Origin of the sequence: Paenibacillus ehimensis NBRC 15659 (assembly GCF_004000785.1) — a bacterium.
GTDB classification, from domain to species: Bacteria; Bacillota; Bacilli; order Paenibacillales; family NBRC-103111; genus Paenibacillus_G; species Paenibacillus_G ehimensis.
On the sequence record NZ_BILX01000123.1, the window covers coordinates 1 to 11,771 of the forward strand.

Consider the following 11,771-nt stretch of genomic DNA (forward strand, 5'->3'; position numbering starts at 1 on the left):
GAGCCGATAACCGTATTTTATTTCGCCGTGGGCTCTTATGGCGGGATCGATATTCTGGAGGATAACCGGGAGGCGGTCCGTGATTTTCTGACATGGGCGCATGCCCGGGGATACCAGGTGTTCGCCTGCATCGCAGGAGGCACGTCGCCGCCGTATATGGGCGCTTACGCGGAGTACCATTCGCTGGCGCTGCGCGAGTTGGAGAAGATCATCAACTATAATCTCGCTTCGCCGGCCGGCGCGCGCTTCGACGGCGTGAACGTCGATATCGAGCCGTATATCTCGCCGGATTTCAAGGCGCAATATCCTTCGCTTCAAAAGCAATATTTGGACCTGTCGCAAAAGATGGCGGATCGGCGCGACGCCGCAGGAATCGATCTGCCGATCGGTCCGGCCATACCGAAGTGGTACGACTCGTCGAACGAGTCCAAGAACATTGAATGGAACGGCGCAACGAAATGGCTGTCCGAGCATATTCAGGACATTTCCGACTACATCTCGATCATGGATTACCGCGATACGGCCGACGGGACGGCAGGCATCATTGTCGGCGCGGAAGGCGAAATCGCCTATGCGGCGAAGATCGGCAAGCCGAACTCCGTCGTGATCGGCGTCGAGACGCTGGATATCGCCAATAGCGGCGATCCGGAGACGATCACGTTCCGCGAGGAAGGCCGGACGGCGATGGAAGCCGAGCTTGATAAAGTGTATGCGGCGTTCGGAGGCAAGCCGGGCTTCGGCGGCATCGCGATGCACCATTACGATTCGCTCCGCGCCCTGCCGTCGCACTGGGGGCCGGGAGCCGTGTTCTGGCAGCCGCCGGCCGATACGGAGCCGCCGACCGCGGTCACCCGCCATCCTGTGGCTACCGCGGCGGACTACAGTACCGTTCAGCTGTCTTACGGGATGGCGTTCGATAATACCGAGGTAGATAAATACGTCATTTATCGCAGCACGCAGCCGGGCTTTACGGCCGGAGCCGCATCGGCGGTGGGCACCGCAAGAAGCTTGTCCTTCAAGGATATCGGGCTGCTGCCGAATACGACGTATTATTATAAAGTGGCCGCCATGGATGTCCGGGGCAACATCGGCCCGGCTTCCGCGGAGACGCACGCGAAGACCGGGCCGACGGCGCTTAAGCCGATGATCGTCTCGGGTCTGCAGATCGCACGCAGCGGGAGCAGCGCCAGCGCAGCGCTGCAAGTCGTCGACAAGGCGACGGGGCAGCCTGTGACGGCGGGAGTGTACGGGCGCTTCACGTATGCCGGCGGCAAGTATACCGGCGGCCTTGCGTCCGGCGGCGCCATCACGCTTGCTTCCGAAGCGCTGCCGCAGGGCGCGCAGGCCGGGTTCGAGCCGCGCCGCATCACGTCGGCCGGCTATTACTGGGCGCAGGCGTACGACGCGCCGCATACGGCGGCGCTCTACCCGCGGGTCCGCCTGCAAGCGCTAAGCCTCAGCGCAGGCGCGCTGGAGCCGTCCTTTGCGCCGGACCGGCTCCAGTATACCGCTTCGGTATCCGCCGATACGTACCGGCTTGCCGTGACGGCCCGCCCGGAGGCGGCCAACGCCGCCGTATTCGTGAACGGAACCCTCGCGATTCCGGGAGCTCCCGCAGAGGTTGCTTTGCAGCCGGGCGCGAATCGCATCACGGTCCGGACCGCCGGACCTGACGGAACGACGGACAGCTATACGATAACCGTCAACCGCGCCGCAGCCGGCAGCAGTAGTTACGTCCGGTAGCCGACGCTTACGTCTTCGAGAACGCTCTCACCGGACGGAAGGCTCTCGCAGGCAAGTCCAAGAACAGGAGGCATCTGTAAATGAGTTCTATACTTCGTATTGGCATGATCGGCTTGGATACGTCGCATGCCGTCGATTTTACCGAACTGCTGAACGACCCGAATCATAAGCATCATGTCCCGGGAGCCCGGGTAACGGTCGCGTTTCCGGGCAGCTCGCCCGATTTCGAGCTGAGCGCCAGACGGGTGGAAGGCTTCACGGAGACGCTGCGGAGCAAGCACGGCGTGGAGATCGTCGATACGCCGGAAGCCGTCGCGGAGCGCTGCGACGCGATTCTGCTCGAATCCGTGGACGGACGGGCGCATCTGGAGCAGTTTCGCCGCATTGCGACTTACGGCAAGCCCGTGTTTATCGACAAGCCGTTAAGCGTCAGCTCGCGGGAGGCTGAAGAAATCGCGCGTCTAGCCGGGCAGCACGGCGTCGAGGTCATGAGCTGCTCCGCCGTCCGCTTCGCGCAAACGTTGACGGAGGCGATCGCTGCGGAGGAGGGCGGAGCCATTATCGGCGCGGACTGCTACGGTCCGATGGACCTGCAGCCGACCCAGCCGGGGCTGTTCTGGTATGGCGTGCATACGGCCGACATGCTGTACGCCGCCATGGGGCCGGGCTGCATCCGGGTGCAGGCGCACACGAACGACAATCACGATCTCATCGTCGGCACCTGGTCGGACGGCCGCATCGGCACCATCCGCGGGAACCGCCGGGGCAACCGGAGGTTCGGCGCGTGCGTGCACCGCGAGAAACAGACGCTGTACGCCGACGTCTACGCGTCCGACAAGCCGTACTATGCGCTGCTGCTCGAAAGCGTCGTCGGCTGGTTTGCCGGCGGCCGCCCGGCGGTCGATCTGCGCGAGACGCTGGAGGTCGTGCGCTTCATGGAAGCCGCCAATGAAAGCCGCGTCACGGGACAGCCGGTATCGCTTGGCGCCTCCCCGACAGTCGGTGAAACGGTCGCTGCCCGGGAAGGGGGCAGCCCGTCATGACATGGCCGTTTCGGCTGGCCGTACTGACCGACGAGGTGTCGCAGGATATCGAAGCGGTGATCCGCTTCTGCCGCGACTATAAGCTGGAAGCGGTCGAGCTGCGCTCGGTCGACGATCAGCCGCTCTACAAGCTAACCGACGAGCGGATCGATGCACTCGCTACGAGGCTGCGGGAGGCAGGCCTGACGGTATGCGGCTTATCTTCGCCGGTGTTTAAATGCGAGCTGGACGACGAGGCGCAAATCGAAGAGCATATCGGCATTCTGAAACGTTATGCGGACCTGGCCCGCCGCTTCGGCTGCCGTTACGTCCGGGGCTTCAGCTTCTGGGCGCAAGACCCGTTCGACGAAGCGCTGCCGCGTATCGCGGAGCGGCTGCGCGGAGTCGCCGGGATGATGGAAGCGGCGGGACTCGTCTACGCGCTCGAATTCGACCCGGCCGTCTATGCGACGAACGGCGCCAAAGTGCGGCGGCTGCTGGAGGCGGTGGCTTCCCCGCATCTTCGGGCGCTGTACGATCCGGGCAACGACTTATGGGACCCGGACGGCGAAGTGCCTTATCCGGATGGCTACGAGCATTTGCGAGGAGAGATCTGCCATATTCATTTGAAGGATGCGGTACGGACGGCGGACGGCGTGCAGGGCGTTGCGATCGGGGAGGGCGAAGTGGATTACCGCGCGCTGCTGCAGCGCCTGCTTGCGGACGGCTATGACGGCTATCTGGTCGTGGAGACGCACTACCGCTTGCGTTCGCAGCTTACGGAGGAGCAGCTTAAGCGTCCTTCCGGCAGCGCCTTCTCGGAAGGCGGAGAAGAAGCGTCACGGGAGTGTATGGACAGCTTGCTCCGCTTAATGGAGAGCGTTCGAGCGGAAGTAGGGCAGGGTTAGGCGGCCCGACATAAGAGGCATAGCACAGAGTTATCGGGGTACCGGTGTCTCTTTTGTTTTAACTTTCCTCCGGTCGGAAAACGGTTCCCGGCAACAATGGCCAAGGAAAAAGCGTCATAAGGATAGGAAAGGATACTCATGATTGGCTTGGGAGGGAATCGAATGGGGAAAATGTTAGCCGGATTGGTGCTTTTCCTTGTTATGTCGGGTACGGCACTGTTCGTAGGCGGGAATATAGGGAATCAGAAACAGCCGGACCGGATCGATATTCGCGGCACAATTACCTCTGTGGCCAAAGCTCCGAAAACAGCACCGTCTTCTTCCGGCCATCCGGAGGATCCGAATGCTTCGGTATCCAGCAAAGATGGGGTCTCGGCGGAGCCGAACCCCGAAGGAAAAATCGTATCCATTATGGTTGAAGGGCCTACGACGGAAAACCAGCCTTACGACAAGGCATCGGTGTCCTTGCGCGAGCATACGAAAATCTATAAAAAGCAGGGTGCGGAGCTTACCCGCGCCGCGATCGAAGAGCTGACGGTCGGCTCGGAAGTGGAGATTGCCTTCGACGGCCCGGTGGCGGAATCCTATCCCGTTCAGGCTCTGGCGGGGAAGCTTGTAATCCTGAACAAGCGATAGCCCGGCATGAGCCGGGGGAGCTTGTTGAGAAAGTGGTCGTTTACAAAAATAGAGATGCATACGGAGGTGGGGTATCCACTGGAGAAGCGATAGCGGCCGCCTTTGTCTTCGGGAAATGTCCGCTATTAAGCGGCTTCCAATCAAATTTCCCGAGGACAAGAGCGGTCGGAAGTGGATACCCCACCCCATCGTAACCTCTATTATCTCATCTGACCACTTTCTCAACAGCCTGAACCCGACATGAGCCCGCGCTTCTTTCTTTTCACGGCAAAAAGCCCGCCTGACTCACCAAAATCCGCTCTTCCGGAAAATGCCGCTTGAGCTGCTCCAGTACTTGCCGGTACGCGTCCCGGTCATACCAAGCCTCCAGACCGAGCGACTCGTACATACGGCGGATGCCGAGACGCTCCGTGCGCCGTCCGAGACTGCCGTCGCCCATGAAGAAGTCGTCGACGACGAGCCGCGTCACGCCGGTATCCCGCAGCGCTTGCGCGAAGCCCCCGCTGCTTGGCAGCACGGGCGAGACGGCCGCTTGCGCGGGTACGCCCGCTTCGACGAGCTCGCGCAGCGCCCGCAGCCGGGCGGGGATCGGCGGCGCGGCCGGCGTGAACGCCTTGCGGATCGGCTCCAGGTCGGTCTCGACCGTGAGGCTGACGCGCACGCGCGTTCCGAGCCGCCGGAGCAACTCGATATCCCGGGTGACGAGCGGGCTGCGGGTTTGCAGCAGCACAAAATCGGGCGCGTCCCCTCCGGCCATCGTTTCAAGAAGCGAACGGGTCAGCCCGGTCCGGTATTCGATCGGCTGGTACGGGTCCGTGCTGGAGGACATAAAGATGGAGACCGGGCCCTTGCGTTTCGCCCGGACGAGTTCCTTGGCAAGCAGCTCCGCGGCCGACGATTTGACGTCGACCCAGCTTCCCCAAGGCTCCGGGCGAAACTTTGCCACCGGCATTTCGCGCACGTAGCAGTAGGTGCAGGCGAAGGCGCAGCCGGAATAAGGATTGAGCGTATGCGTATAGCCCGTCAAGTAACCGGTGGCCGCATTGAGCAGCTGCTTGGGAGCTTTGAACGTAACGGTCGGCAGCATCTTCCGCACCTCGCTTCGCTTGTAAAATAGGAATCGACCGGATCACGCCCGGTTACTCGATCATAATGCGCACGATATCGCCTTCTGTGATCGTGCCTATGCGCTCGACGGAGCAGACGATGCCGCGCCGCTTCTTGGCGGCAGCTGTGAAGCGGGTAGCTGCCGCAGAGCTGCCTGTCGCTTCGGCGATCATTTCACCGGGCCCCGTGCAGGGCAGGTTCTCGCCTTCACTGATCAAGCCCGTTCCGGCAGGAAACAGCAGGCGCGCGCCCTGCGGCAGGAGGGTGAGGGAAGGGTAGCCTTCCAGCAGCAGATTGGCGCCGAGCCACTCCGGAAGCACTTCGGGCAGCCCTAGCCGCTCGGCGATCTGGGCGCATTCCTCGACGGAGACGATGCTGATTTGTCTCCGGTTGGCAATGTCGGTGCCGCGCGGATAAAACCGCTGCCGGCTGTCGGCAGGCCGCGTCAGCCCGTAATGGCGGTCGCCGGGAATGCCGGCAAGATCGACGGTGACGGAGCTTTCCCGCGCGGTGACGAACGTATGCGGATCGCGGGCGGCCAGCACAGCCTTGACCCGGGCTTCAAATGTTTTCATAGCGTATTCCCCTTTCCGTACAAGGTTAAGCTTATCAGACAAGAAACCCGGCTTCCTCCAAGGGAAACCGGGTTTTGTGCATGAACCGCTAGCGGCAGCCGGAATTACTCGCCGGCCGGCATTGCTTCGGGGGATGTCATTTTGTCGTAGAATTCCACGAACTTGTCCTTTTTGTCGCTGGCGCGAACCGCCATGGCCGAACGCGGATGATCGTTCAATACGCCGGCGATCATGTAAGGAATGATGTAGCCCCATTCCCACTTCTCGCGCATAGTGATCATATGCTTCTCAATGATGCCGAGGATCGGACGAACGTCGTACTTCGGATTTTTCAAATGGCTGACGATCAGCTCGGTCGGGCAGTTGCCGGCAGCTCGTCCCATGCCGTATACGGATGTGTCAAGGAACTCGACGCCTTTGGTGGCGCCCATAATCGTATTGGAGAAGGCGAGCTGCATGTTGTTATGCATATGCAGGCCGAGCTTCTTATTCGGCAGAAGACGCTGGAATTTGGAGACGAGATATTCGACGTCCCGGTAGTCCATGCTGCCGTACGAGTCGACGATGTACACGACATCGACCGGACTCTTGGCAATTTCTTCGAACGCTTCGTTCAGATCGTTCTCCATCACGTGGGAGAGCGCCATAATGTTGATTGTCGTTTCATAGCCGTAGTCATGGAATTTCTGCACCAGATCGAGCGCTTTATCCACATCTTTTATGTAGGTCGCTACGCGGATCAGGTCGAGCAGACTATTTTCCCGGGGGAGAATGTCCTTCTCGTCAACGCGTCCGATGTCGACCAGCGCAGACAGCTTGGTGTCCGTTTTTTGCGGGATGACTTCCTTCAGGAAATCCTCGTTCAAAAAGCGCCAAGGACCCGCTTCAGCGCCCTTCAGCAGCTTGGCCGAGTTTTTATAGCCGATCTCCATATATTCGACGCCGGCTTCGCTCAGACCGTAATACATGTCTTTGACAAACTCGACGCTAAAATCCCAGTTGTTGACCAAACCGCCGTCACGGATGGTGCAGTCCAAAATATTGTGGTTTTCCCTGACCATAATGATTGACTCCTCTCCAAAATAGGCGACCGCTTCGTGGCTTTTAAGCTTTTAAGCAGTAAAGCATACGTTTTTATAATAAATATTACATATGGCTCGCCACTTGTCAATGATAACAAATTCCCCGTACGGTGGCAATCGCATATTCACCGAAAATAAGCAAAAGTTGCAGGATTTTCCGGGACTTTGTGGAAACTTGCATTATAATGGAGAAAGATAAGCGGATTTTGCGGGACAGGAGGAGCGAGACATGCTGAAATACAATGTCGCTTTTATTCGCAGCGGCGGTCGTTTGCTCATGCTGAACCGAGGCAAAGCGCCGCTGCTTGGGCTGTGGAACGGGGTCGGCGGCAAGCTGGAGCCGGGAGAAACGCCGCTGGCTAGCGCCATACGGGAAATTGAAGAGGAAACCGGGCTCCGTCTCGAAGCGGAGGCGGTTCGTTTCGGGGGGACCGTGACGTGGGAGGTGGACGGCCGGGATGCCGGGGGGATGTACGCTTTTATCGGAGAGGCTCCGGATGATGCACTGCCGGCCTTGCCGATGGAGACGGCCGAGGGGATCCTTGCATGGAAGCCGGTCGAATGGGTGATCGACCCGGAAAATGACGGCGTGGTGCAGCATGTCCGGCATTTTCTACCGGCGATGCTGGCCGGAGAGCCTTGTGCGGAGCACCGCTGCTTTTTTCGCGAGGGAAAGCTGCTGACCGTCGAACGGCGGCCGCTGCCAGAGGTTGTGCGCTAGAAGACGCCGCGGTTTATGACAAAAATAAAGACGTCCCGTTTCCTAAGTCAAAGCGAAGGATACGGAACGTCTTTTTGGCTTGCCGCGTGTGTCTAAGGCGTCTTGATCAAGCTCAGGCCGCCGATAATCGGCAGCGGCTTCATCCACCCGTTCACGGCGTTCAGAATGCCCATAATGAATAGGACGAGCAGGCCGAGGTTGGCCAGCGGGACGAGCAGCAGCCCGATCAGCGGCAGCAGCCCGAGCACCAGATTGGCGGCGATCGAGGTTAAGAGCAGCACCAGCCCTTGATTGGCGTGAAACATGGCAAACCTCGACTGCGGAGCGGCAAGCAGCGGCACGAAAAACAACAAATACGCCGCGATGGCAATCCATTGGTTCGAACGCACGTCCTCCGGCTGGGGGCTTTCGGGCGGTCCGTTGTTCATGGCGTACACCTCTCTCGGATAGGATTCGGCGAAGCCGGATAAGGCAGCGGTTCGCTATCATCCTATGCCTGCGGGCGAGGGAGTATGTGCCGCGCTTGGAATAAGCATCCTTCATCGGGGCAAACTAGAACCAAACGTGAACCTATTACCGACAAGCGGAGGGATCTTATGAGCAGCACACCGATTTTGTTTCAATTCGAGTCTCAGCATTCGGCCGCGTTGGCCCAGGATATGCTGGAGGAGCTGGGGTACCGCGTGAGTCCGCATACGAACCTGAAGCATCCGGCCCTGCATGTCATCGTAGACCGGCACGATCTGACGTCCGCGCTCGAAATCGTCCAGGCGTACGGGGGACGCTTGATCGAAGCGGAAGGCTCGCTGAGCGAAACGGCCGCTTACGCCATGGCCTACGACCAAGATAACCTGATCCCGATTCCGGCGCATTTCGTGAACGAGGATTGGACCGAAAGCGAGCCGGCCGTGTCCGCTTCGGATTATGTCAACCGCTCCAGCGGCGCATATAATGATGAGGATGTGCCGTTCGATCCGTCGGGCGACGACTATAACGGCTTCGATGCCGGCTTGCGCTTCTAAGCGGTAAGCGGCGGTTTACGCCGCGTCCGGACAGCGGTTACCCGGCGAGGCGCGGGCCGCTGTTTCTTTTTTTGGCCCGCTCCCTTTTTGTTGGCTGTTTCTCACATCCTTTGACCGGTAAAACAAAGTTGCACGCGACCTATTTTTATTGGCGGGTAAAACACTGTTTCTCTAGACCCACACGGTTTTCGTCTGATATGATGAGCCTGACTTTAAGCAAGCTGATTTTGGCAAGAGTGATGGAGGGGAACCGCCGTGGAAACGCATGATCCGTTAAAAGAAGGCGAAAAGGGCGCGTGGGTCAGCATCGTCGCGTATATCCTGCTAGCCGCTTTTAAGATCAGCATGGGGTATACGACCGGCTCCGAGGCGCTCACCGCCGACGGAATCAATAATTCGACCGATATTATCGTATCGCTCGCCGTGCTGATCGGACTGCGCATCTCGCGCAAGCCGCCGGATCGGGACCACCCTTACGGGCACAGACGGGCCGAGACGATCGCCTCGCTCGTCGCATCGTTCATTATGGCTGCGGCCGGGATTCAAGTCGTGCTGCAGGCGTGCAGAAGCTTTTTCGTCACTGAACGTGAGGCCCCGGATTTGTTGGCCGCATGGATTGCGCTCGGCTGCGCGGTCGTCATGTGGGGGGTCTATCTGTATAATAGCCGTCTGGCGAAAAGGCTTAACAGCCAGTCGTTGACGGCGGCCGCCTACGATAACCGGTCGGATGCGCTCGTGAGCATCGGCGCAGCCGTAGGCATTATCGGGTCTCGCTTTGGCTATCCGATCCTGGATGCGGCCGCGGCGCTCGCCGTCGGCTTGGTGATCTGCAAGACGGCGTGGGACGTATTCATCGATGCCGCTCACGCGCTCACCGACGGGTTCGACGACAAGAAGTTGAAGGTGTTCCGGCAGACGGTGCGCCAGACGCCCGGCGTAGAGCGGATCAAGGACATCCGGGCCCGGGTGCACGGCAGCAGCGTGCTGCTGGACGTCGTCGTGGAGGTCAGCGCCGAGCTGTCCGTTGGCGAGAGTCACGACATCAGCGACGAGATCGAGAAGCGGATGCTGGAGGAGCATCAGATTGGCAACGTGCACGTTCATATCGAGCCTTACGTCGAATAGAAACGGGAGTTCCTTTTTACGAAAGGGACCCCCGTTTTTTTGTTAATTTAACGTTCGTTTCAGGTTAACGTCATAAATTCGTAACAATTGAAAATTACAATGAAAGTAAGTCACAGATTAGACACAGATAAAAAGAGTGTAGGGAGGAATGCATCATGCTCCATGCTTTAAAGTCCATCGTAAAAGGGTTTTTGTTCGGTCTGATTGCTATCGGGATGCTGCCTTATTTGGTGGTTCAAGCGCTGACCGAGCTGTAACCTGTCAACAAGCCGCTCATCATAAACCGAAAGAGGATGGCCTGCGGTGCGGGCCACCCTCTTTTTTGGCATCTCGGGAACTGAGACCGGTCTTCTAAACTTCAAGCGCGCCTTGCGCAGCCTGTGCGGCGAACGTACCTGCCGTATAGCCTGTGGCGAAGGCAGCCGTGATGTTATAGCCACCGGTATACCCATGGATGTCGAGAATCTCGCCGCAAAAGAACAGGCCCTCCATGAGCTTCGACCCCATCGTCCGCGGATCGAGCTCCTTCAAATTCACCCCACCGCCGGTGACAAAAGCCTCCTCAATCGACAGCGTCCCGTTCACCTTCACGGGAAACGCTTTGATCCGCTTGCTTAATTCCATCCACGGCTGTTTCGGAATATTATCGTACGTCGTCTGCTCGTCCAGTCCGGCTTGCCGGAGCAGAAGCGGGACGAGGCGTTCGGAGACGTACCCCTTCAGCACGTTTTTGACCGCTTTTTTCGGCTCGTTTTTGGCCATAGCCATCGTCTCGTCATAGATCTCCTGCACGCTTTTGTCCGGATACAAATCGATGGTGGTCAGCACCTGCTTCTCCGCCGTTTTTTGCCGCTCCTTCACGACGAATTGGCTGCACCGCAGCGCGATCGGGCCGGATAAGCCGAAATGGGTAAACAGCATGTCGCCCTGATGGGCAATGATTTTCTTTCCCTTGGCATTCCAGACCGTAAGCTCCACGTTCCGCAGCGACAAGCCTTGAAGCTCCCGGCTCTTGATAAAAGGCTCGCCGGACGTCAGCGGAACTTCCGTCGGAAACAGCGGCGTGATCGTATGTCCCGCATCCTCGGCCCAAGCGTAGCCGTCGCCGGTCGAACCGGTATGCGGCACCGATTTGCCTCCGCTGGCGATGACGACGCATGTTCCGGCAATCGTCTCGCCTGTCCGAAGGCGAATGCCTGCGGTGCGTCCGTCCTTGTAAAGCACCCGCTCTACTGCGCGGTTTACCTGAATGTCCACGCCTTGCTTGCGGACTTGGCCGACGAGCGCATCGACGACGGTCTTGGCTTTGTCCGTCACGGGAAACATTCTCCCGTTGTCCTCTTCCTTCAGCCGGATGCCGAGATTTTCGAAAAAGGCGATGATTTCGCGATTGCCGAAATGGGCGAACGCACTGTGTAAAAACCGTCCGTTGCCCGGAATATGCTTAATAAGCTCGTCGATTTCCTTCGCGTTCGTAACGTTGCACCGGCCTCCCCCGGAGATGCCAAGCTTGCGTCCGAGCTTGTCCCCTTTATCGACCAGCACGACGCGGGCGCCCTGCTTGCTGGCGGCAATACAGGCCATCAAGCCGGAGGGCCCGCCGCCGATGACGATGACATCGTACTTCATATCATTTCTCCATTCTGTTCCTGCTCATGAAGCGTCTTTGCTAGTATTATAGCCCAAAACGGAACGATCCCAAAATGGCTGCGGAAGACGGCTGCCGCACGAAGATGAAAAGCGGGCCGCAAGCTGAAATGCGGCCGTTCGCGGGCAACGACGGACGGTGGAATATGGGGTGCTTTTTCACAGGCAATACGTTACAATGGG

Annotated in this window: 12 protein-coding genes; 7 read left to right on the top strand and 5 right to left on the bottom strand. The window is 59.1% G+C overall.

Annotation, left to right across the window (positions count from 1 at the left end):
• From PEH01S_RS32905 to PEH01S_RS32920, 4 genes are all read left to right on the top strand, one after another.
• Positions 1-1,743 (top strand): cadherin-like beta sandwich domain-containing protein (locus PEH01S_RS32905; RefSeq protein WP_174807197.1); only part of this gene is annotated, 1,743 nt, incomplete at its 5' end.
• A gap of 80 nt (positions 1,744-1,823) precedes the next feature.
• Positions 1,824-2,786 (top strand): Gfo/Idh/MocA family protein, encoded by a 963-nt coding sequence (locus tag PEH01S_RS32910; protein ID WP_127490306.1) that lies wholly within the window; start codon positions 1,824-1,826, stop codon positions 2,784-2,786.
• On the top strand, positions 2,783-3,673 hold the full coding sequence (locus PEH01S_RS32915) for a sugar phosphate isomerase/epimerase family protein (protein ID WP_127490307.1): 891 nt from the start codon (positions 2,783-2,785) through the stop codon (positions 3,671-3,673). The genes PEH01S_RS32910 and PEH01S_RS32915 overlap by 4 nt, the downstream gene beginning before the upstream one ends.
• A 162-nt stretch (positions 3,674-3,835) precedes the next feature.
• Positions 3,836-4,309 (top strand): DUF3221 domain-containing protein, encoded by a 474-nt coding sequence (locus PEH01S_RS32920; RefSeq protein ID WP_127490308.1) that lies wholly within the window; start codon positions 3,836-3,838, stop codon positions 4,307-4,309.
• 262 nt (positions 4,310-4,571) lie between these two features.
• Here the strand turns inward: PEH01S_RS32920 and PEH01S_RS32925 are convergent, their stop codons facing one another.
• From PEH01S_RS32925 to PEH01S_RS32935, 3 genes are all read right to left on the bottom strand, one after another.
• Positions 4,572-5,396: an SPL family radical SAM protein gene (locus PEH01S_RS32925; protein ID WP_025852458.1), complete on the bottom strand. Its 825-nt coding sequence runs from the start codon at positions 5,394-5,396 to the stop codon at positions 4,572-4,574.
• Positions 5,397-5,448: 52 nt separating this feature from the next.
• On the bottom strand, positions 5,449-5,991 hold the full coding sequence (locus PEH01S_RS32930) for an MOSC domain-containing protein (protein ID WP_127490309.1): 543 nt from the start codon (positions 5,989-5,991) through the stop codon (positions 5,449-5,451).
• A 104-nt stretch (positions 5,992-6,095) separates the two neighbouring features.
• Positions 6,096-7,052, bottom strand: a complete 957-nt coding sequence (locus tag PEH01S_RS32935) for an aldolase catalytic domain-containing protein (protein ID WP_025852462.1) — start codon at positions 7,050-7,052, stop codon at positions 6,096-6,098.
• Positions 7,053-7,302: 250 nt separating this feature from the next.
• Here PEH01S_RS32935 and PEH01S_RS32940 point away from each other — a divergent pair, with 250 nt between their 5' ends.
• Positions 7,303-7,794, top strand: coding sequence for an NUDIX hydrolase (locus tag PEH01S_RS32940; protein ID WP_025852464.1), 492 nt, complete (start codon positions 7,303-7,305; stop codon positions 7,792-7,794).
• Between the two features lie 92 nt (positions 7,795-7,886).
• Here PEH01S_RS32940 and PEH01S_RS32945 read toward each other — a convergent pair whose 3' ends face one another.
• A complete protein-coding gene (locus PEH01S_RS32945; RefSeq protein ID WP_127490310.1) occupies positions 7,887-8,222 on the bottom strand; it encodes a hypothetical protein in 336 nt (111 codons plus the stop codon).
• Between the two features lie 168 nt (positions 8,223-8,390).
• On the opposite strand from PEH01S_RS32945, the gene PEH01S_RS32950 reads away from it, so the two are divergent.
• Both PEH01S_RS32950 and PEH01S_RS32955 read left to right on the top strand, forming a co-directional pair.
• Complete coding sequence (locus tag PEH01S_RS32950) at positions 8,391-8,816, top strand: hypothetical protein (protein ID WP_025852468.1); 426 nt, start codon at positions 8,391-8,393, stop codon at positions 8,814-8,816.
• A gap of 255 nt (positions 8,817-9,071) precedes the next feature.
• A complete protein-coding gene (locus PEH01S_RS32955; RefSeq protein WP_025852470.1) occupies positions 9,072-9,941 on the top strand; it encodes a cation diffusion facilitator family transporter in 870 nt (289 codons plus the stop codon).
• A 351-nt stretch (positions 9,942-10,292) separates the two neighbouring features.
• On the opposite strand, the gene PEH01S_RS32960 is transcribed toward PEH01S_RS32955, so the two are convergent.
• A complete protein-coding gene (locus tag PEH01S_RS32960; RefSeq protein ID WP_127490311.1) occupies positions 10,293-11,570 on the bottom strand; it encodes a BaiN/RdsA family NAD(P)/FAD-dependent oxidoreductase in 1,278 nt (425 codons plus the stop codon).
• Between the last annotated feature and the right edge of the window lie 201 nt (positions 11,571-11,771).